Origin of the sequence: Veillonella sp. VA139 (assembly GCF_003992005.1) — a bacterium.
In the GTDB taxonomy this organism is placed as follows: Bacteria; Bacillota; Negativicutes; order Veillonellales; family Veillonellaceae; genus F0422.
Genome location: NZ_RQVL01000009.1, coordinates 51,199 through 72,381 on the forward strand (window position 1 = coordinate 51,199; position 21,183 = coordinate 72,381).

The 21,183-nt window shown below is 41.3% G+C and carries 21 protein-coding genes; 3 read left to right on the forward strand and 18 right to left on the reverse strand.

Going from position 1 to position 21,183, the window contains the following annotated elements; translation table 11 throughout:
- Nucleotides 1-68 precede the first annotated feature (68 nt).
- The gene (sfsA, locus tag EO125_RS04745) at nt 69-1,223 is read right to left on the reverse strand and encodes a DNA/RNA nuclease SfsA (RefSeq protein ID WP_127147897.1); all 1,155 of its coding nucleotides are present in this window, start codon (nt 1,221-1,223) and stop codon (nt 69-71) included.
- Nucleotides 1,224-1,965: 742 nt separating this feature from the next.
- Between sfsA and EO125_RS04750 the strand changes: the two genes are divergently transcribed.
- The 3 genes from EO125_RS04750 to EO125_RS04760 all read left to right on the forward strand — a co-directional run bounded on the left by EO125_RS04750 (nt 1,966) and on the right by EO125_RS04760 (nt 4,184).
- A complete protein-coding gene (locus tag EO125_RS04750) occupies nt 1,966-3,153 on the forward strand; it encodes a DUF1858 domain-containing protein (protein WP_127147898.1) in 1,188 nt (395 codons plus the stop codon).
- A 1-nt stretch (nt 3,154) separates the two neighbouring features.
- The gene (locus EO125_RS04755; RefSeq protein WP_126938068.1) at nt 3,155-3,808 is read left to right on the forward strand and encodes a hypothetical protein; all 654 of its coding nucleotides are present in this window, start codon (nt 3,155-3,157) and stop codon (nt 3,806-3,808) included.
- 94 nt (nt 3,809-3,902) lie between these two features.
- Nucleotides 3,903-4,184 carry a cupin domain-containing protein gene (locus EO125_RS04760; RefSeq protein WP_127009669.1) on the forward strand — a complete coding sequence of 94 codons (282 nt, stop codon included), beginning with the start codon at nt 3,903-3,905 and terminating at the stop codon, nt 4,182-4,184.
- A gap of 41 nt (nt 4,185-4,225) precedes the next feature.
- Here EO125_RS04760 and EO125_RS04765 read toward each other — a convergent pair whose 3' ends face one another.
- From EO125_RS04765 to EO125_RS04845, 17 genes are all read right to left on the reverse strand, one after another.
- Nucleotides 4,226-4,681, reverse strand: a complete 456-nt coding sequence (locus EO125_RS04765; protein WP_127147899.1) for an OmpH family outer membrane protein — start codon at nt 4,679-4,681, stop codon at nt 4,226-4,228.
- Between the two features lie 132 nt (nt 4,682-4,813).
- A complete protein-coding gene (locus EO125_RS04770) occupies nt 4,814-5,164 on the reverse strand; it encodes a GerW family sporulation protein (protein WP_127147900.1) in 351 nt (116 codons plus the stop codon).
- Between the two features lie 37 nt (nt 5,165-5,201).
- A complete protein-coding gene (locus tag EO125_RS04775; protein WP_127147901.1) occupies nt 5,202-6,053 on the reverse strand; it encodes a hypothetical protein in 852 nt (283 codons plus the stop codon).
- Nucleotides 6,054-6,117: 64 nt separating this feature from the next.
- A complete protein-coding gene (locus tag EO125_RS04780; protein ID WP_127147902.1) occupies nt 6,118-6,696 on the reverse strand; it encodes a cob(I)yrinic acid a,c-diamide adenosyltransferase in 579 nt (192 codons plus the stop codon).
- A gap of 9 nt (nt 6,697-6,705) precedes the next feature.
- Nucleotides 6,706-7,656: a M23 family metallopeptidase gene (locus EO125_RS04785; RefSeq protein ID WP_127147903.1), complete on the reverse strand. Its 951-nt coding sequence runs from the start codon at nt 7,654-7,656 to the stop codon at nt 6,706-6,708.
- 12 nt (nt 7,657-7,668) lie between these two features.
- A complete protein-coding gene (locus EO125_RS04790; RefSeq protein WP_127147904.1) occupies nt 7,669-8,190 on the reverse strand; it encodes a DUF4446 family protein in 522 nt (173 codons plus the stop codon).
- Nucleotides 8,191-8,201: 11 nt separating this feature from the next.
- A complete protein-coding gene (hydF, locus tag EO125_RS04795; protein WP_127147905.1) occupies nt 8,202-9,419 on the reverse strand; it encodes a [FeFe] hydrogenase H-cluster maturation GTPase HydF in 1,218 nt (405 codons plus the stop codon).
- A gap of 11 nt (nt 9,420-9,430) precedes the next feature.
- A complete protein-coding gene (locus EO125_RS04800) occupies nt 9,431-10,300 on the reverse strand; it encodes a ParB/RepB/Spo0J family partition protein (protein ID WP_240630438.1) in 870 nt (289 codons plus the stop codon).
- A complete protein-coding gene (locus EO125_RS04805) occupies nt 10,290-11,054 on the reverse strand; it encodes a ParA family protein (RefSeq protein ID WP_127147906.1) in 765 nt (254 codons plus the stop codon). Before EO125_RS04805 ends, EO125_RS04800 begins: the two co-directional genes overlap by 11 nt.
- Nucleotides 11,055-11,358: 304 nt before the next feature.
- On the reverse strand, nt 11,359-13,785 hold the full coding sequence (locus EO125_RS04810) for a homocysteine S-methyltransferase family protein (protein ID WP_127147907.1): 2,427 nt from the start codon (nt 13,783-13,785) through the stop codon (nt 11,359-11,361).
- Nucleotides 13,786-13,811: 26 nt separating this feature from the next.
- On the reverse strand, nt 13,812-14,507 hold the full coding sequence (locus EO125_RS04815; protein WP_127147908.1) for a vitamin B12 dependent-methionine synthase activation domain-containing protein: 696 nt from the start codon (nt 14,505-14,507) through the stop codon (nt 13,812-13,814).
- A gap of 142 nt (nt 14,508-14,649) precedes the next feature.
- Nucleotides 14,650-15,363, reverse strand: coding sequence for a 16S rRNA (guanine(527)-N(7))-methyltransferase RsmG (rsmG, locus tag EO125_RS04820; RefSeq protein ID WP_127147909.1), 714 nt, complete (start codon nt 15,361-15,363; stop codon nt 14,650-14,652).
- Nucleotide 15,364: 1 nt separating this feature from the next.
- Nucleotides 15,365-17,239, reverse strand: coding sequence for a tRNA uridine-5-carboxymethylaminomethyl(34) synthesis enzyme MnmG (gene mnmG, locus EO125_RS04825; protein ID WP_127147910.1), 1,875 nt, complete (start codon nt 17,237-17,239; stop codon nt 15,365-15,367).
- A gap of 8 nt (nt 17,240-17,247) precedes the next feature.
- Nucleotides 17,248-18,633 (reverse strand): tRNA uridine-5-carboxymethylaminomethyl(34) synthesis GTPase MnmE, encoded by a 1,386-nt coding sequence (gene mnmE, locus EO125_RS04830; protein WP_127147911.1) that lies wholly within the window; start codon nt 18,631-18,633, stop codon nt 17,248-17,250.
- Between the two features lie 758 nt (nt 18,634-19,391).
- Nucleotides 19,392-19,670, reverse strand: coding sequence for a type II toxin-antitoxin system YafQ family toxin (locus EO125_RS04835; protein ID WP_127147912.1), 279 nt, complete (start codon nt 19,668-19,670; stop codon nt 19,392-19,394).
- A gap of 5 nt (nt 19,671-19,675) precedes the next feature.
- Complete coding sequence (locus tag EO125_RS04840) at nt 19,676-19,960, reverse strand: type II toxin-antitoxin system RelB/DinJ family antitoxin (RefSeq protein WP_127147913.1); 285 nt, start codon at nt 19,958-19,960, stop codon at nt 19,676-19,678.
- 130 nt (nt 19,961-20,090) lie between these two features.
- The coding region (locus EO125_RS04845; protein ID WP_127147914.1) for an ISLre2 family transposase at nt 20,091-21,183 on the reverse strand (1,093 nt) is incomplete at its 5' end.

The window sequence follows — 21,183 nt, forward strand, 5'->3', positions numbered from 1 at the left end:
TTTCAATACACTCAAATTTGAATGCTTGTGAAAGTATATCCTGTATAATTATTCCTTTGAATCTCCCCTTATTGGCTTAGCATGGCTTCATTTAATCGATTCATACGGAAGTGCTCCACCACCTCGATCATAAAGCATTCATCATGGATAGGATTCACATCCATTTTGAATAGGTGTGACGTACAATGACAATCACTGCAACCAAAGCCTTTCACCTCATCTACACTAATCGCCTTCATTGCCTTCGCCAATTCACATTCTAAATCACTGGAGCTACGAATCGGTAAGGCTGCCACAACAGTACTGACACTTCGCAAATAATCTAAATGCCAATGTTTCTGTTTCCGTTTCCGTTTATGACGTTCTATGCGTTTTTCTAAATTTGCCTTCGCTGAACCTACATACACATAATACCCTGGATCAAAGTGCATATCGCCCTTACTGCCGATGGTTACGGTCACTGGCTCTTCTACCTGCAACACCATGAGGTAGTCCCCTCGATCTTCCGCTTCTCGACGCACAGCCTCATCATGATACAAACATTCTCGCACCACCTTAGGTCGATTAAACTCTGGAGTCCACTGTAACGCCATAGCCTTCCAGTCTAATTGTGGCGCTACCTCAATAAATGTCTTCGTAAACTCCAAATCCGTGTGAAAGTCTGGAGAAAACCACAGAGCTCGTTCCCACTGCACTAAGAACAGAATCCCCGTACGATATCCTTCTTGTTGTAACTCTTGGAGATGCAACAAATGTTTTCGACCTCTTTCTGTCACCGCATCAGGGAACATGGCTCCTTGATCACCAAATAAGGTACAGGACTTCACTTCTAATAAAAAGCGTTCTTCTTTATCATTGGTCAGTAGCAAGTCAAAACGACTATGACCCACTGTGTACTCTCGTCGTAGCACACGCCATTCTTCCCATCCTGGAATGAGTTGTTCAGCGATCATGTACTCCGCTATGTCATTACAATAATTGGTGTCTAACATGATAGGCACACCATCACGTTCAATACCGATGACACGATATTGCGTTTTCGCACCTTCTTTTGGATGATGCACCACATACATCTTCACCCCTACAAAGAGGAGCTCCCACATACGACCTGGATTCGGCAAGTGAGCTGCAATCATCTGTCCCTGTAATTCTAAATGGACCACAAATCGATTCGGTCGCTCTACAAAAGTAGCAACCTGTACATTTTCATATAATACTTTCATACTATCCCTTATTTCTAACTAGATTAATATATTATATATATCAAGATTAATATATTATAAAATTCATTTATAAATCTAACCTACAATTTCCTGACACATAATAAACACTATACATATATGACGCATTTGCACACACGATTACTTCATCAGAGTACTATCATGATCCAACCCACACCTATGTAATTACAGCAACATATACACTATTCTGTGGATAACCATGTGGGTATCCTGTGTCTATATTGTGTGTAATCCCTTGGTTATTCACTTGCTATCCTTTGGCATGTGTATAACTATGTGAGTAACCTGTGTATGAACTGTGTGTATACTAAGAGTAACTTACTTCGATTTTTATTTTTCTTTTTACTTAATCACTTTTTGTGGATAAATCTGTGTGTAACTTAATTTATTCCGTGTATAAGCCGTGTATAGTTTGTGAATAAAATTCGTTGCCTCAGCTACATACAAGAACCACTTCTTATAGTATACTAAGAGCATAGGCTTTCGCCTAGTCATGTATAACAATTATATAATTTATTTTCCTAGAACTGTACACTAACACAATTTGATGCAAAATACTTGCTATAATTTTATACATACTACTACATAACTTACAAATAGGTATACATTCCTTTCATAGATTGAACAGATACCTTATGGCTATCCAATATCATCTACATTAGGAACAATGCCTACTTTCATACATAAACATGAACAACATTTACTCAATTTTAAGGAGATACACATGGCACAAGTGGCAGGCAATTTACAACGTATCCGCAACGGGAAACGCACGTACGCGATTACCCCTCGTATACCTGGTGGTTTCGTACAACCACAAATGTTACAAAAATTTATCGACGTGGCAAACACATTCCATGCAACTTTGAAAATTACAGGTGCTCAACGCATCATGATTACCAACCTAAACGCAGAAGATGTGGACAAAGCATGGGCCATGCTCGGCATGGAACCAGCGCACACCGTATCCAATCGTGTTCGTTCTGTGAAAGTCTGCCCTGGTACAACATTCTGTAAACGTGCGAAACAGGATAGCGTACATTTAGGCATGCAATTAGAACGAAAATACATCTCTAAAGAAATGCCTTCTAAAATGAAAATTGGCGTATCTGGCTGTCCTAACTCTTGCTCTGAAGCTATTACAAAGGATATCGGCGTGATCGGCAATGACCAAGGCTGGCAAATCTATGCAGGTGGTAGCGCTGGCGCTCATCCACGCTTAGGTGATTTAATCACAGAGGTAGCTACTGAAGAGGAAGTACTTACTATCATCGATCGCATGATTACGTACTATAAAGAAAATGCGCAAATCGAGCGTATGGGTCAATTCATTGACCGCATCGGTCTTGATGCATTCCGAGCTGCCGTATTAGATACAGTGGATTCCCCAACAGTTACTGCTAAAGCCTCTGCAGAACCAGTGGTCAAATTACCGGGTCAAGGCAATGCAGGTCTTGCAGAAGCGACTACGCCAACTAATGACAAAGGGGCCACACCACTTTCACCAGGACAACTCATTACAAAAGATACTATCGTTCGTCATATCGTCGAAGTATATCCAGAATTGATTCCTATCTTGCAATCCATGGGCATGGGTTGCCTTGGCTGCCCTTCTTCTACTGGGGAACCTTTATGGCAAGCGGCAAATATCCACGGTATGGACATCGATGAATTAGTAGCAAAACTCAATGCAGGTCGCAATGTATCTGAAATTGCTATTACAAAAGATTCCATCATTCGTGATATTATAGATATGTATCCACAAACGGTGCCTGTGTTGCAATCCATCGGTATGGGTTGTCTAGGCTGTCCTTCCTCCACGGGGGAACCATTATGGCAAGCCGCTAGCATTCACGGCATGGATGTGGATGAACTTGTTTCCAAATTAGAAGTCGCACGAAAAGGAGCTTAACATGTCAGCAGTACTGGGACACATTCATTTCTGGTTATACAAAAAAATTCAGCTTATCGCTGAACGTGAACAAATTATTAAGAAAGAGGCACAAAGTCGCCTCGACGACTTAGCCGATGAGTTATATGCAACAGCTATCGATTTATATGGAAAACCAATTCCTCCAGATCGTCAATTAGACCGCATCATCGACCACAACAACATCCACGGTTGGTTGCAAAACCAATTGCAAACCTCTTCCGTTCGCGAAGCTACTTTCATCAAAGATTTAACGGATTGTGGCGGAGATGACGGTATCGATGCAGTATTAGAAGCGTTCATCAAACAAGGCGCAATGTGCGGTACAGAAGCAAAAGAAAAATTGACTGCTCAAACAGCACCTGCCATTTACACAGTAATGCAAGACTACTACGTGAACGGCATGCCTTGTGACCCAAGCGATACTATCATCGAGCAAACTGATACTACCTTTAGTTGGTACGGAAATCACCAAAATCAAATTTCCTATTGGAAAACAGCCGGCGTAAATCCAATTATTATGGCCGCTGCCTTCCAAGCATGGTTCAGCGCTTTCGTGAGTCACGTAGCACCGGACTTCGCATTCAATGTGAACCTTGATGGTGATATTCCTGTATATACAATTGCAAAAAGCTAAGTAGCTAAACCCTTTTTATATTATTAGAACAGCACAACCGCTGTTGGTATTGACTTTCACCCCTGTGAAAGTCCCCAGAATAGGAGGTTCTACTATGGCAGGAACTGTAAAACAAGAACTAGGTTTAATTTTTGATGGTCCTAATTACAAAATCGTGAAAAAAGGCGGTGTCGCTGGTGACAAAGTAGAAAAACACAATCACCCAGAGGCTAACGTGATCTTCACTGTGGTAAAAGGTAAAGTAAACGTATTCCTTAACGACACAGAATCCCATATCTTAACACCAGGTGAAGTATTGCACTTCGACGGCAACAACTACATCCAAGCTACATTGGTGGAAGATAGCGAGTTTATTGTGAATCTCATTCATAAATAAAAATAACCCCTAGGTCACATGACCTAGGGGCTTTTTATATCTTATTTATTGATGCGTGCAATTACGTCTGGAGTTAAATCGATAACTTGGTTACCTTCTTTAACAGCACCAACAGATGTTGGGTTCGCCACTAATACATCGATATCCTTTTCTTTTATAATATCTTGAATTGCAGCTGTAATTTTTTGATCTAATGGAGCTAATACTTTTGATACTTCTTGATTGTATTTTTCTTGAATACCACGAATATTTTTATCAAAATATGCTTGCTTTTCTGCATCTGTTTTTAAATTATTTAATTTTTTAAATTCAGCTTCTACTTTAGGATTGTACTCTGCACTCAATTTATCAACTTGCATTTGAATAGCACCAAGTCCATTATAACCGTTAAATGCCGCCTCTTCACTAACAATCCCTACGTTAGCCGCATTGGATACTGTGAAAGCGCCAACAACCGCTAAGGCGCCTAATGTTACGATTTTTTTAGTTAAATTCATGTATAACCCTCCCTATGAGAAATATTTTCACTATTTTTTTAGTATAGCAAAGTTTTCTAGTTTTAGCAAATCAAACCTTGTTTCCTTACTATACAGTAAATAAATGAAATTTAAATGAAATAAATAATAGCTTTATTTATCTTCACTTACATAGACATATTCATCTTTTTTCAATTTGCTGATAATTTCTGGCACCATACCGATTAAACGATCGAAACCAGTATATTTAGCAGAACCTTTGATATTGAATAATTCAATGCGTTCCCCTTTGATTACAAGGACAGCTGTTGGCTCAACTTTTGCTCCGCCACCACCAGCTTTTTGGCATCCACCTAAACCAAGGGATACGTCAACGAATGGTACAATCGTAGTATCGCCTAATTGTACAGCTTCACCTACTACGGTTTCCACGCGAATCATTTCTTTAAATTGTTCAAATAAAGGCTCTAAATTGTCTTTTAAATTAGTAAGTTTAGTATCCATCATGACCTCCTATGATTCTTCAACTTCTGAAAGTTCTTTATTTTGCACTTTGCTTACGACGACGATACTGTAAAAACGCTTTGGCGCAGTCTATGAGACATTCTCTCACTGCTTGTTTCACTACGAATAGAGTTCCATAGAATGCAAACACACCCAATTGCATATGACCTTTCACATCCAAGCTGCCGGTATAGGCAAACTCTGTATAGGAGAAGTTAACATCCTCCACTTGCTTTGGACATAGGGTATAAGCTGCCGCTGTAATGAGACCCATTTCATAGGGTCTAGGAATTCCAAAATCCCCTTCTAAGCGGAATACTCTAGGACTAGCATGGCTAGCACATTGCTTACTAACGGTAAACAATGCTTCATAGAGTTTAGGGTTTGATACATGTTTCCACCACCAATAGGTTGGTAAGTCTTTTGTATCTTCTTTCTCTTCTGTTATTTCTTCTTGCTGTGATGTAGATTCTGCTGGTTCCAGTACCTGTCCATTCGCATCAAATCGAACAGGTTTCACAGGTTCTGGCCCTGAGTATCCAGATAGCGGATACGAATCTGGCTCGTCTAGTACTTCTTTTGTGTTTACATCTTCTTTACTGTCTGTCGCTAACGGTTCTAGTTCTTCTTTTACTCTACGATTTAACCAATCTTCGTAATCACGGGCAGAACCAACTTTCATAGACCCTAATACATAGACCTCCTTAAACAAGGAATGTCCTTGCTTATACGCAAGATGCACCTTTAATACCCGGTACATCCACTCTAATCGGAAGTCAAATTCATAAGGCTTGCGCGAACTTACTTTCAGACTATATGTGATAGGAATACATAGAATGGCTATGATGAAAGCTATTACTAGAAGCAATAGAATCATCCATAGTGACACGATACCACCTACCTTTCAGTATGTTACAAGGATATATACACTTCAATTATACCATCCTTTACCCTTAATGCTCAATACCAAGACGTGCTTCTACACCTTGATCATAGTAATGTCGATATGCTTCCATGACGGTCACTAAGTCCGCCTCATCCAACAACCACTGAGGAGCCCCTCGACCAGTAAATACGACTTCTACATCTGGATTACGAGCTGCTAGCAAATCGCGCCCTTCCGCTTCATCGATTAAACCGAAAAATAGGGCCATATTGTATTCATCTAAGATAACAATATCAAAATCTCCTGTTGCCACAGCTTGTAGAGCTCTCTCTTGACCGATGTGAATCAAATCTTTGTAGTCTTGTGGGGGCTGCCCTTTAGGAAAGACCACCACATCATCACCCCATCGACGTAACTCTTCATCGCTTTTCATGCCTTCCGGAATGATGAAAAATGGTTTACCTACTGTTTCTACTGTGATAGGTTCTAATTGATCGAGTACGGCATGTTCTGAGTACACCTTAGACTTCATAAATTGAAGTAGTAAGACTTTCTTTCCTACTCCTGCAGCACGCACTGCTAGACCGATAGCAGCTGTCGTTTTTCCTTTGCCATCACCTGTATAAACTTGTACATAGGATTTCATAATTGCCTCCTATTGAATGGGTAAAAATAATAATGGATCTGTAGCCACTCCATTCACACGCACTTCATAGTGAACATGGCTACCCGTACTTTTACCAGTACTTCCCATGAGCGCAATGGATTGTCCTTTTTTCACAGTCATTCCTACTTGTACTAGGAGCACTGAATTATGTCCATATTTTGTCACAAATCCATTGCCATGATCGATTTCTATTTCATTACCATAGCCACCATTATATCCTGCATAGGTCACAGTACCAGCTGCAGTGGCTACTATCGTCGTACCTACATCATTGGCGATATCTAAGCCTTCATGAAAGGCTCCACCACCGTACACAGGATCTTGTCGTGCCCCAAAGGTAGAGCTAATGACGCCTTTGGCGGGCCAAATAGATGGCATATGACCGTTAGCATCTGTCGCATCACTTTCCATGGCTAACATAGATTGCAATTCTCGAATATCTTTGCCCACTCCATCTTTAAGAACATTGTAGAGAGTATACATAGATACCAGACGGCGTTGTGCTTGTCGGTCTAAACTAGATATACGAGCAGATAATTGGGTGGTTGTGAAAGTCTTATTTACGCTTTTGGGAGAAGGGTCCTCTTTCTCTTCTTTGCTTTGAGTGCTACCATCTGTTTTTGGTACTGTACCCGACTCTGTACCTTTAATCATATTTCTAATATTTTGATCTAGCTCATCAAGGGTCTTCATTTTTTTATCTAAGACTTCTACCTTTTGATCCAATAGTTTTAATTGCTCTTTTTGCAATTGATTTTCTTGGCGTAATTGCAAGACTTCTACTTGTCGTGCAAGCCCCCAGATACCAAATCCTAGCAAAATCACTAAAATAGCAATGACTATAATGGCTATGGTCTTAATGTTTTGTTTTGTAAACCGCAAATTCCAGTCATCACCACGTTGCTCTAGACGTGACTGCAACCACTTAGGTATTTGCATATAACATCCTTTCTATGCTGACACAGAAGAACTAGCTAACACATCTCCATTACTTCGTTGTCCCATAGCAGATTGCAAGCTAGCTAATTCTTCTTGTGAAAGACTGGCTAAACTTTTACCACTCACAATTGGTTTCGTAAAAATACGTGATTCATTTCTTCCATACACACTGGAAATAACAATACCATTGAAATTGCCATCTAATAAAGTTAAGGAAAAGGATAATTCATTACCAATGTTTTCAAAGGCATTATATTTCACAAAACCAATATGCTGAAATGTTTGTGCCTGTGTGGATTGAATCACTTTTTGCTCTGATAAAATTGTTTGCCAAGTGCTTGCCATATCTCGTAATTCTTTCACTTCGATGGCAAGGCGTCGCTCAATACTCTGACCATTCTCACCATCCATAAAGTATTGATAGCGCTTGGTTAGGCGACTCACTCGGATATGTAAAGTGAATGCATGTAATACTAGCAATACAATGATTCCCGCTAATATCCATGGTAACCAAGGTAATAGTTGTTCTAACACAATAATCCTTTCTATTCTAATTCATGTTCAAATGGCTTGATAGCACGTTGTAAAATGCCATGCAAAGAGGCTATCAACACACCATAGTTAACGATGGGAACCCCTTGCACAGTGGCTACATCAATACGACGTAATACCTCTCGACGTGTCAACATACAGCCGCCACAATGAATGATGACATCATACTTAGATACGTCATGAGGGAAATGTCCACCGCTGGTCCACTCTAGTTCTAAGTCTGTGTATCCTTTTGCTGTTAACCATCTCGGAATTTTTACGGTTCCAATATCTTCACATTGTTGACGATGTGTACACCCTTCACTAATCAACACTTTAGAGCCTGATTGTAGTTGGCTGATGGCATGCACACCTGCTACTAAATCTTTTAATTTTCCTTTAAAGCGTGCCATTAAGATGGAAAAACTTGTTAAACCTATCTCCTCAGGTACAATTTTACTCACCGCCTCAAAAGCTTGGGAGTCAGTAATGACTAATTTTGGCGGCTTATGTAGTTTCTCCAACGTCGTGGCTAGTTCTTCTACTTGGCATACCATTGCCATACCGTGATGATCTAAAATTTCCCGAATCATTTGCACCTGAGGTAAAATAATCCGGCCTTTGGGAGCTGATTCGTCAATAGGACATACTAACACAAATATATCTTTTTCTTCAATATAACCGTCTAATAAAGATTGTACATCCTCATCGACAGGTTTTAATTTGCTTAATGCCTCTAGCAAAGTCATGCGGTTGGCGCTATCGTTGACATCTGCTATTACTACCTGCGATGTATAAGGGTGTAATTCTCCATGTGATTTGATAAAATCAGCACCTCTATGTCCATCTACTTCGTTAATCACTACCAATGTAGGAATATGGCTACTCTCTAATTGTTGTAACCACTCTATATCTTCTGGTATGGGCTCAACATCTGTACGCAACATATACACGGCTAAATTCATCGTTGGCAATACTTGTTTCGTTTTTTCTACCCGCAACAAACCTAATTCCGATGTATCATCAATACCTGCCGTATCTACAATCATCACAGGGCCTAATGGCAATAGTTCCATCCCTTTAGACACTGGATCTGTCGTAGTCCCTGCGATAGGAGACACTAAGGAAATCTGTTGCTCTGTTAGCGTGTTAATCAAGGTAGATTTACCTGCATTACAGCGCCCAAAAAAGCCTATGTGCAAGCGATTCCCTCTAGTTGTTTCTAATACCATAGACGTCCTTTCTATTCGCTTTCAATATAGCTAATTAAACGCATCAATTCTTCTTCACTTTTGAAAGAAACCTCAATAGTACCTTGAATTTTTTTCGTATTCTTTAAACGAATATCTACTGGAGTTCCTAAACTATCTTTCAATCGTTGCATTAGCTTGCGCAACTCCGCCGTTGGTTGAGGCTGAGTCGATGTTAAGCGCTTCTTTCCACCCTGTAGCTCTTTTACCAATTGTTCGACTTGACGAGCATTTAAATCTTTTTCCTTAATCCGTTCTAAGGCTTGCAATTGTAAATGTTCTCCATCTAACGCCAACAAGGGTCTTGCTTGCCCTACCGTTAACATACTAGTTTCTAACTCTTGTTGTAAGAACTCCGGCAATTGTAGTAACCGTACAATATTCGCCACATACGAACGACTACGTCCTACGGTCATAGCGATTTCTTCCTGTGTTTTTTTGAAAGTATCCATTAAGTACTGATATCCAAAAGCTTCTTCGATAGGATTTAGATTTTGCCGTTGCAAATTTTCTACTAAGGCAATTTCGCTCACTTCTTCCGTCGTATAGTCACGGACCACCACAGGAATTTTAGTCAATCCTGCTTGTTGGCACGCACGCCAACGACGTTCACCAGCTACGATTTCATAATGATCATCTACTTTACGAACCGCAATAGGGGCAATCAATCCATGGGCCTGAATCGATGCCACTAGAGTTTCCATATCCTCTTCTGTAAAGCGTTTGCGAGGCTGATTCGGATTAGGTTGTATTTTAGTAATATCCAGTTCATAGCCACTTTTATGACCATCCTTAAAAGAACCGGACAATCCAAAAGATCCTAATCCTTTACCAAGGCCACCTTTTGTTTTTTTAAGCTCCACGATCAATTACCTCCCGTGCTAAGGCACAATATACTTCAGCCCCTTTAGACCGCTTATCATAGATAACTACCGGCAATCCATGGCTAGGAGCTTCTCCTAATTTCACATTTCGTGGTATCGTTGTGGTGTACACAGCATCGCCAAAGTAATTCGTTACTTCCTCTGCCACTTGTACCGCTAATTTAGTTCTACCATTATACATGGTCAGTACAACACCTTCTAATTCTAATTCTGTGTTTAGTTCTTCTTGTACTAACTCGATAGTCTTCACCAGTTGGCTCACACCCTCTAAGGCGTAGAACTCTGTTTGTATAGGGATTAATACGCTATTAGAGGCGGTTAAGGCATTGATTGTCAACATACCCAAAGAAGGAGGACAGTCAATAATAATATAGTCATAGTCATCTACGATAGGTGCCATACACTGTTTCAAGGTGTAGCCTTTGTCTTCCATCGCTACTAAGTCTACCTCAGCTCCTGCTAAATCGATGGTTGTGGGTGCAATCTGTAATGTATCTATCACGGTGTTTTCTATAATATCTGTGATTGGTACTTCATCCACAAGCATTTCATATACACCTTGTGAGATCTCTTCTTTATCAATCCCTAGACCACTTGTGGCATTCCCTTGAGGATCTAAGTCTAATAAGAGTACTCGTTTCCCTTCTACAGCCAAACAAGCACTCAAATTAACAGCAGTTGTCGTTTTACCAACACCGCCTTTTTGGTTGGCTACGGCAATAATTCTAGCCATGATTTCACCTCTTTCTTATCGTCTTATCACATTATAACATAGATTGTTGTGTTTTTTATGAAACCTATGGGTATTTCCACATATTTTTCATATGTTTTTTGATGTTTCACGTGAAACACTGTACCTATTGTCCGCTTAATTGTTTCACGTGAAACAATCTAACAGTCTACTAGATAACAACTTATATTAAGTCAATATATATCAGCAAAAAAGGAACGCTGATTTTTTATATTCAACGTTCCTCTTTAATCGGTAACATATAGTGTTACATGTTACGTATACTTCTTATGATATTGTTAGTATATTACTCATCACCTAATAGCCCTTTTACGATGTTCACCGCTGAGATACCATCTTTAGCATAAGAATCAGCACCAGCTTCATCTGCATAGGCTTGGGACAACACCGCACCTCCTACAAGAACCTTCGCATTGACACCCGCTTCACGTATCGCCGAAATAGTTTCATTAATCATCGGCATCGTTGTAGTCATCAAGGATGCTATACCAATAATCGGTGCATTGTGTTCTTTCGCCGCTGCAACGATTTCTTCTGGTGACACGTCTTTACCTAAGTCTACGATCTGGTACCCATTGTTTTCTAATAAAGCTGACACGATGTTTTTACCTAAATCGTGAATGTCACCCTTTACCGTAGCTAAGATAATTGTCGCCTTCTTATCTGCAGTACCTTCGGGCAACACTTCTTTGATGGTTGTGAAAGCCGCTTGCATCGTTTCTGCTGCTAGCATGACTTGTGGTAAAAAGGCTTTACCAGAGCCGAATCTTTCACCAACTACTGCCATCGCATCGGATAACCCTCTACGTGTTACTTCCAGTGGATCTAACCCTTTTGCTAATGCATCTTTTACTAAAGGAACTACGGCTTCTTTTTCACCTTGTTCTACAGCATGTTTAATACACTCAATCGGGTCATCACTGTGGAATGCTTCTGCTGTAGCTTTCACCTTTTTCGTCACTACTGCATTTTCATCGTCATCACCGTACTCGGCAATGAAGTCCGCTGCGGCTGGGTCAAAGCCCATGAAGGTACGGCCTGTAATGAAAGCTTTTCGTACAATCTCATTCATTGGGTTCATAATAGGACATGTCAAGCCACTGCTCAATGCCATCGTCAAGAACTGTGCATTCAAGTACGCCCGTTGTGGCAACCCAAAGGATATATTGGACAAGCCCATCACCGTTGGGAATCCAAATGTTTCTGCATAGAGTTTTAATGTTTTTAAAGTTTCTCGTGCTGCATGTTGGCTACTTGCTAAGGTCAATACCAATGGATCCAACAACAAGTCATTTGGCCGTAAACCATAGTTATACGCTTCTAAAACGATTTCCTTTGCCAAGGACACACGCTCTTCTGCCGTTACTGGTAATTCTTTTTTACCTAATGGCAAGCATAATAATGCTGCGCCATACCGTTTCGCCAATGGTAATACAGCCTCCAATTGCTCTGGCTCTGCGTTCACAGAGTTCAACAATGGACGACCTGGGTAGGCTTTTAAACCTGCTTCCATTGCCACTGGGTCCAATGTGTCGATGGATAAAGGAACCTCCACAAGCATCGTTAATTCTTCGATAGCTCGTTTCATCGTTTCCCCTGGGTCAACGCCAGTGACACCCATGTTCACATCTAGTACATCAGCCCCTGCTTCTACTTGGGCTAAGGCATCTTTTTTCACCATTAAGAAACTGCCCTTGCGGATTTCTTCTGCTAGCACCTTACGGCCTGTTGGGTTTATGCGTTCCCCGATGATGATTGGTTTTTCTTGTAAACCTACTTTCACTACGCTAGTACGACTTGTGAAAGCCGTAAACGGTTCTACATATGGTCGTTCTGCCGGTGTATGTGCTCGTGCCGCTTTAGCGATGGCCTCTATATGTTTTGGTGTACTACCGCAACAAGCGCCTAAGTAGGTCGCCCCTGCATCGAGGAAACGAGGCGCATATTCGCCCATCTCTTCTGGTCCCAACGGGAAGATCGTTTCTTTCCCTACGAGTTGTGGCATACCAGCATTCGGCTGAATGCTGATTGGCAAGTTCGTTACCGCCGCCATACGTTCTACGAGCGGCAATAATTGTTCAGGTCCCAAAGAACAGTTAATACCCACAATATCTGCTTCCATAGCATCCATCAAGATAGCTGCTGCTTCTGGTGGTGTGCCTGTAATGGTACGTCCATCTTCGCTGAAAGAGAACTGACAGATAATTTTTACATCGTCTTTTGTTTTTCCTAACTCGTCACGAGCATCTTTAGCCCCCAATAAGGCAGCACGCATTTCTTGGATGTCGATGATCGTTTCAATAATCAGGTAATCTACACCGGCATCAATAAGAGCTCTTGCTTGGTCTTTGAAAGCCTCATAAATCTCATCAAATTGAGCCACCCCTAATGGTGCCATAAAGCGACCGCTAGGACCCATATCACCTGCAATTTTTGCATTCGGATTAATCTTATCACGAGCCGCTTGTGCGACTTTCACAGCAGCCCGATTAATTTCATCCATACGATGGCCCAATTGATATTCATCCAGTTTTAAAGCTGTCCCACCAAAAGTATTGGTCGTAATAATATCACTGCCGTGACGCAAATATTCTGCATGGATATGCTCCACCACGTCCGGATGTTCTACGTTAAATAATTCTGGACAAGCCCCGTCACCAAGACCTGCCGCCTGCAGCATGGTACCCATGCCGCCATCTATAATATATACCATATGTCCCTCACTTATGTATCAAATCACTATATACAAGAGGTCTTTCCTCTTTCCGGTACTTTTCGAGAATCACACCCCACTTGACTACAAGATGTGCAGCCTCGTTGTGTTTTTGGTCCCTCTTCATCGGCGGCTTGACAGCCCACGATGGCTGTTACGGACTTACGCGGAAATAGCATGCTTGTATCTGTTACCGTCAATCCAATTTCTTCTGTTTTAATAATCTTAGCAAATTCTTGCTGTACCGTCACAGGCCAATTGCCATAGCCTGGGCTAAAGCGCCATGTCGTTTTAAAGCCCTGTTTCTTTGCCTCTCTGTCGATGATTTCATTTACCTGATCTGCCACTTGTTCTACGGCAGTTGTGGCCGCTGCATCTACGAGGAGCCCCAGTGTAGATTTGCCTTCTTTAAATAAAGCAGAACTGCGTTCTTCTACAGCCTCACCGACTGTCACCGCTAAGACATATACTTTTTTAGCATTCCCTAAATGACGGATGATACCCGTCGCATCTAGCACCATTGGTGGGTCACTGAGTATCGTATGTGTCTCTGGATCATAATCATAACATTGGTATACACCACGAGGTTCTGCTACTAGTTGCACTTCTAAGGCAGCTTCTTTCACATACTGCTCTGGAAATCCCTCCGCATGTTTCAGTCCGGAGTATCGTTTTATTTCATCTTCATTGAGTTTTGGTAATCGTCCATTATAGATTGCCATCGTCTCACCTCAATCTTGTATTACAAATATAAAACATGTGCGAACACAACGTGACCGCACATGTAAAGAGTACTTATTAAGTATACCATAGTTCACACTTATAAGCATTTTTCTATATTTTATTATAAGTTATAGTACAAAGCTATAAAGGTTTTGTTTTAATCTCTTTTGGTTTGCGAGGGTATTTCTTCGGCGTAGGCTTTACCTTTTTGATATACACGATAGCTCGTTTGTCATCCAAGGTAGGTAATGTCACTTCTTTCACCTCTACGATTTCACCGCCCAAGATAGATACAGCACGTTTACTTTCCTCTAGTTCTTCTTGCACGATAGAACCTTTTAATGCCACCATGTAGCCCCCTACTTTCACGTAAGGTAGTCCCCATTCCAATAAGATGGATAAGCGAGCCACCGCACGGCTGGTGAGAAGGTCGAAAGATTCCCGATACTCTTGGTGTGCCAAATCTTCTGCACGGCCATGTAAGGTGCTACAGCCCTGTAAGCCTAAGTCTTCAATAACACCATCTAAAAAGCGCAGTCGCTTTTGTAAAGAGTCAAACAAAGTAATTTGTAAGGATGAATCGTATATACCCAAGGGAACACCTGGAAAGCCGGCGCCCGTACCTAAATCGATGACCGTTGCACCCTTTGTAAAATACTTAGGGTCATAACAAGATAGAGAATCTACCACATGTTTTAAAGCAAACTCTTCTGGCTCCGTAATACCCGTTAAGTTCATGTGCTCATTAGTGGTCACTACGTGTTCGTAAAACCGTTGTAGTAGGTCAATTTGTGCATCTGTGAGGTCTAACCCATAGGTTGTGGTGTGGGCCCTCACATAGTTTGAAAATGTCATATTAACCTCTTTCACGGTAATACTGCTCAATTTGCACTAAGAGCACAGAAATGTCCGCAGGGGACACCCCAGAAATACGGCTCGCTTGACCAATGGAGTGAGGTCGTACAGCGTTCAATTTTTGAATGGCTTCTAAAGAAATACCTTTCATCGCTGTATAATCCCAATCTTGAGGAATAATCTTAACCTCTAACTTGCGAACCTTTTCTACTTGTTCCATTTGTTTTTTTATATATCCATCGTAAGTAATGGTAATATCAATTTCTTCTTCTACAGGCGCTTCGTAGCGAGGCAATCCGAATGCCTCTGCCACTACACCATAGGATAGTTCATTACGTTTCACCAAATCGTACGCCTTGATGCCCGTTTTGATGCGAGGTGTACCAATATGATCTAAGATTTGTTGCGTTTCTTCGCTAGGGTTTACAGGTGTATCCGCTAGTAATTGAATGGCTGCTTCAATTTTACCTTGTTTCTCTTTGAAAGCTTTATATCGTTCTTCCTTAACAAGTCCGATTTCATAGCCTTTTTCAGTAAGTCGCATATCTGCATTATCTTGACGAAGTAACAAGCGATATTCACTGCGGCTCGTCATCATGCGGTACGGTTCTTTCGTTCCTTTTGTGACTAAGTCGTCAATTAACACGCCGATGTAACCTTCGGAACGAGATAGGATAAATGGCTCTTTGCCTTCTAACCATAAGGCTGCATTGATACCTGCCATCAAGCCTTGTGCTGCCGCTTCTTCATAGCCAGATGTACCATTCGCTTGACCGGCAGAGTACAAACCTTGGATATGTTTTACTTGTAACGCCGGTGTTAATTGCAATGGATCCAAGCAATCGTACTCGATAGCATAGGCTGGACGCATGATTTCTACATCTTCTAACCCAGGGATAGTGCGCAAGAACGCATATTGCACATCGATAGGCAAGCTCGTACTCATACCTTGCACATACATTTCGTTCGTATGATTGCCTTCTGGTTCCACAAATAATTGATGGCGTTGTTTATCTTCAAAACGAACTACTTTATCTTCGATAGATGGGCAATATCTAGGGCCCGTCCCTTCGATAACACCCGTATACATAGGGGCACGATGTAAATTGCCGCGAATGATATCATGTGTGCTTTGGTTTGTGAAAGTCAACCAACATACTTGTTCATTGCGATCGATCCAATCAGACATAAAGGAGAAAGCTCTATGGTGAGAATCACCCGGTTGCATTTCCATATTCTCTGTGTGCAAGGTTCGTTTATCGACACGAGCTGGTGTACCTGTTTTGAATCGCATCAGCTTAATGCCGTGATTCAATAAAGATTGAGACAACAATTCTGCTGTTCGCTGTCCATTAGGGCCCCCTGTGTACGCCAATTCACCAGTAATAATCTTGCCTTTTAAGTACGTACCCGTACATAAGATGATGGCCTTTGCTTGGTATACTTCACCTAACTCAGATACAATACCTTGTACGACGCCGTCTTCGATGAGCAATTCATTAACCATGATTTGCTTCACATTGAGGTTCTCCGTATTTTCTAAGACTTCTTTCATACGGCGTTGGTACGCAACTTTATCGGATTGCGCCCGCAGGGAATGTACCGCTGGACCTTTCCCCGTATTGAGCATGCGTATTTGGATTGCCGTCGCATCCGCATTGATGCCCATTTCACCGCCCAATGCATCCAGTTCGCACACTAGATGACTTTTACCGGGTCCCCCAATGGCTGGGTTACAAGGCATAAGGGCAATATTATCTAAATTTAATGTAGCCATCAAAGTGCGGTGCCCCATGCGAGCTGTGGCTAAGGCAGCCTCACAACCAGCATGACCACCACCAATGACGATCACATCATACGTATCTACTAAATACATGTATTCTCCTATTTTCCTAAACAGAATCGTTTAAATAATTCATCCACCATGGATTCACGTAAACTCTCACCAGTAATATCACCCAGTAGCTCCCAAGCAGCTCGAATGTCCGTGACGATTAAATCGATAGGCATACCGCTATCTATGGCAAGAATGGATTGATCCAAGCTAACTTTCGCCTGTTCCATCAAGGTAATGTGGCGCACATTGCTGAGCATCGCCTCATGACTGGCCTGCACAGAACCGCCTTGCACCAAGGATGTAATGACCTTCGCCATCTCATCCATACCTTCCCCTTGGGCCGCGCTGATGGTGACAATCTCTGTGAAAGTCCCCAGTGCCGCAATCTCTTCTTTGCTAACACATTGCACTTGGTCTGCTTTATTCAAGAAGATAATGCTTGGACGATTCGTAATGAGCTGTAGCAACTCTTGTTCTTCCTGCTCCAATGGTTTAGACCCATCAATTACAAGGACCACCACATCTGCTTTATCTAAGTACTGACGTGCTTTTTCAACGCCCATACTTTCCACAATATCTTCGGTCTCACGAATCCCTGCAGTATCAATTAAACGCACAGGAATCCCTTGGATAGTCAAAAATTCTTCAATACTATCACGGGTGGTGCCTGGAATATTCGTTACAATGGCACGATCCTCATGAAGTAAGGCATTCATCAAGCTAGATTTCCCCGCATTAGGGCGACCAATGATGGACACCATCACACCATCACGCAATAATTTGCCACGCTGTGCTGTCGCCAATAAGGTATCCATCTTCTCAAGGATGGGAGCTAATCCCGTCCGTACCTCTTGAGCTGACACCTCTTCAATATCTTCTTCTGGGTAATCGATAGTTACCTCTAAATGAGCAATCATAGCAATTAACTCATCTCGTAAAGCACGAATATATTTGGATAAGGTGCCGTCTAATTGATTGATTGCCACTTCCAAAGATTGCTCCGTCTTCGCATCAATAATGTCGATGATGGCTTCCGCTTGGGTTAAATCAATGCGACCATTCAAGAATGCTCGCTTGGTGAACTCCCCTTCTTCCGCCTGACGTACCCCCTCTGAAAGTAGGACTTTCAGTATTTCACGGACCGACACAAAACCGCCGTGACATTGAATCTCTACCACATCCTCCGCCGTATAGGAATGAGGGCCTTTCATCAACACCACGATGACCTCATCCAATATTTTGCCCGTCTTAGGATGAACAATATGACCATAATGGATCGTTCGTGTCTGACGCTCACCCAGTGGCACAGATTGTTTACTGTGAAAGATACGATTCACAACATCACAAGCCTCAGGACCACTAACGCGGATAATACCAATACCGCCGATTCCCGGAGCCGTCGCAATCGCTGCAATCGTGTCATCTAAAAACATAGTATCTCCTGTCTACATCAATGCCGTTGCTATAACACATAGAGGTAACATGTATAACTCATATATAGCATACATAAACCTAACATACATCATATATACAGTATGCATATATCATAGTTACGCCATACATACACTATACATATTACTATCCGTACTGCTATACATACACTATGTATGTTATTATACGTACCACTATCCATGTATCAATATCATACATTCCCCATGAAATAACATTCCTGACATCGAGTAATACCATTTCACATAAAAAGAAAAGGCCGTTTGGCCTTATATAAATTATATCACGCAACCAGAGTAACATCAATGATAGATAGGAGAAATACTCCCCGAAGAACACCGTTACGAACAGCAAACTAAGCAAAGCGCAAGTTTGCAACTGACATCGCTACAAGCACCCTTCCCATGAGGAACGCCGTTACGAGTAGTAGCCTTTGTGGCGTTCCCTTACTACCTAAATCACACAAATGCAAAAGACCGCAACATGCTCCTGAACAAACCTAACCACTGTATCAGTTTGAGAAGGAGTATGTTGCGGTCTTCCAATCCCCTGAGGAACGCCATTACGCGTAGTAGCCTTGTGGCGTTCCCTTACTACCTAAATCACACAAACACAAAAGACCGCAGCATGCTCCTGAACAAACCTAACCACTGTATCAGTTTGAGAAGGAGTATGTTGCTGTCTTTCCTTTCCCCTATTCAGTTACAAACACCACAGGCTACATAGCAGAACAAGTGACGACCTACATATCAAATAAATCAGCATGAGTTCCCGTTCTAGACGATACAAGAATTAATCTATCATCATCTATCGCATAAATTAACAGCCAATCTGGTTGAATATGACATTCTCTAAAACCCTTATATGAACCGCTAAGTGCATGATCTCTATATTTAGGTTCAAGTGGCTCTTTAGCACATAATTTATCTAAAACATCTTGCAGTAAAGAAAGATTATATCCTCTCTTTTTTATTCTCTTATAATCCTTACGAAACTTAGTTGATATTTGAAGCTTCAACATGATAGTTAAGCCTCCATATCTAAATCTTCAAAAAGTTCTTTAGTCGAGTGATATGTTTTTGTTTGAATATTACCAGATATAATATCACGTACCTCTTGCATAGCAGATTCTGTTTCAGTATTATATCTTGGTTGCTTTATAACGAAAGGAAATCCTCCTTCCATAATAGATGTATGTAAAAAAATATTAATAGCATCAGTAACTGAAATCCCAAAACTATTAAATAAGTTTTCTGCCCTTTGTTTTACCTCTGGTTCAATCCGAACATTAATATTTGCAGTTTTAGCCATAGTATACACCCCCTTATGAAGTAATTGTATTACAAATGTTAAACAATTGCAATAAAAGTATGATATCCCGACGGTGTCAACTTTTTGTTGGAAAAATAATTGCCTAGCTTTAATAGAGGGTTCCTCGTTACTAAAGAATCCTGCGTCCACCATGTTTAATTGCTTGTAACCATCCGTTACTTTTCTTTTCTACACCTGGGATTGCAGTTCTAGGTGTTGAAGAGTACGTAATATATGGATATGGCTTCCACTGTTTCCTAGCGGCTGCTTTCACAGAAGATAGAACTTTGGACGTTTCTACATCATCGAAATAATTGAAGCTATCGCCTCTGTATGCTTTCATCACGAACTCTTGGATAGATTCATTGTTATCGGCTAGTACACGTAGCTTAGCGATCGTTTCTGCCCCTTTTTTACTCCACCCTAGTGGGCGTGAGCTTAAGCGTGCAGATAAAATATGACTTACATGTGCCTCTGTACTGCTACGAATATCAGGTCTAAGCAGGCTAGCCTGAGCGTAATCCCATTGGTTCTCAATGTACGTAGCACCTTCTACAATCTGTTTCATACGATGTGGATAGGTTTCTTCCATTAGTGCTATATAGGGTTCAAATCTTACTTTATCATTGGTTTCTAGGCTTGCAAACACCTCTTTTCGGTTTCGTTTCCCACAGACCTTTGCCATATACTTAAATAGATGAAATCTATCTAAAATAAACTCACTGTTTGGAAGCACATCTAGGCCTCGTTTAATCCACCTAGCACCATCGCCAATAATATACACCTTAGGGCTACCCACATACGCTTCTGCCAAGTAGCTGTCTATCTGCATCCAAAATTCCTCAGGTGTTTCTAATCCTGTGAAAGAATGCCTTTCAACTAACTCCATGCGGTTAGAACCAACATCCACCTTGTCCGTGTACACTGTGGCTAATTTCATGTTAATATTCTTACCCGTTTGTAAGCTCACATGATCTTCATCCACTTCAATATACACAGTTTCAGCGGACTTTGGTACTAGCTCTGTTTGTAGTGTAGTCGGTGGCGTTGGCAGGCTATGCACTAAATTCTTTACAGACTGCCGTGAAAGTTTAGTTGGAGTAGATGCTTCTACTGCTTTAGCATAACTCATAGATATAACATGTTTAATAATTTCACTGGCACAGTAGGGCTCGATTCGTTTATGAGAAGGTAGATCTAATAATGCATCTAATAGATATACA

What these genes read in the sequence shown, in the direction of transcription:
- EO125_RS04785 (WP_127147903.1), bottom strand. Translation starts at nt 7,656, where the DNA reads ATGCAAATACCTAAGTGGTTGCAGTCACGTCTAGAGCAACGTGGTGAT.
- EO125_RS04765 (WP_127147899.1), bottom strand. Translation starts at nt 4,681, where the DNA reads ATGAATTTAACTAAAAAAATCGTAACATTAGGCGCCTTAGCGGTTGTT.
- EO125_RS04805 (WP_127147906.1), bottom strand. Translation starts at nt 11,054, where the DNA reads ATGGCTAGAATTATTGCCGTAGCCAACCAAAAAGGCGGTGTTGGTAAA.
- rsmG (WP_127147909.1), bottom strand. Translation starts at nt 15,363, where the DNA reads ATGACATTTTCAAACTATGTGAGGGCCCACACCACAACCTATGGGTTA.
- EO125_RS04815 (WP_127147908.1), bottom strand. Translation starts at nt 14,507, where the DNA reads ATGGCAATCTATAATGGACGATTACCAAAACTCAATGAAGATGAAATA.
- EO125_RS04770 (WP_127147900.1), bottom strand. Translation starts at nt 5,164, where the DNA reads ATGGATACTAAACTTACTAATTTAAAAGACAATTTAGAGCCTTTATTT.
- EO125_RS04780 (WP_127147902.1), bottom strand. Translation starts at nt 6,696, where the DNA reads ATGAAATCCTATGTACAAGTTTATACAGGTGATGGCAAAGGAAAAACG.
- EO125_RS04760 (WP_127009669.1), top strand. Translation starts at nt 3,903, where the DNA reads ATGGCAGGAACTGTAAAACAAGAACTAGGTTTAATTTTTGATGGTCCT.
- mnmG (WP_127147910.1), bottom strand. Translation starts at nt 17,239, where the DNA reads ATGTATTTAGTAGATACGTATGATGTGATCGTCATTGGTGGTGGTCAT.
- sfsA (WP_127147897.1), bottom strand. Translation starts at nt 1,223, where the DNA reads ATGAAAGTATTATATGAAAATGTACAGGTTGCTACTTTTGTAGAGCGA.
- EO125_RS04840 (WP_127147913.1), bottom strand. Translation starts at nt 19,960, where the DNA reads ATGGCTAAAACTGCAAATATTAATGTTCGGATTGAACCAGAGGTAAAA.
- EO125_RS04750 (WP_127147898.1), top strand. Translation starts at nt 1,966, where the DNA reads ATGGCACAAGTGGCAGGCAATTTACAACGTATCCGCAACGGGAAACGC.
- hydF (WP_127147905.1), bottom strand. Translation starts at nt 9,419, where the DNA reads ATGGTATTAGAAACAACTAGAGGGAATCGCTTGCACATAGGCTTTTTT.
- EO125_RS04810 (WP_127147907.1), bottom strand. Translation starts at nt 13,785, where the DNA reads ATGGTATATATTATAGATGGCGGCATGGGTACCATGCTGCAGGCGGCA.
- EO125_RS04835 (WP_127147912.1), bottom strand. Translation starts at nt 19,670, where the DNA reads ATGTTGAAGCTTCAAATATCAACTAAGTTTCGTAAGGATTATAAGAGA.
- EO125_RS04755 (WP_126938068.1), top strand. Translation starts at nt 3,155, where the DNA reads ATGTCAGCAGTACTGGGACACATTCATTTCTGGTTATACAAAAAAATT.
- mnmE (WP_127147911.1), bottom strand. Translation starts at nt 18,633, where the DNA reads ATGTTTTTAGATGACACGATTGCAGCGATTGCGACGGCTCCGGGAATC.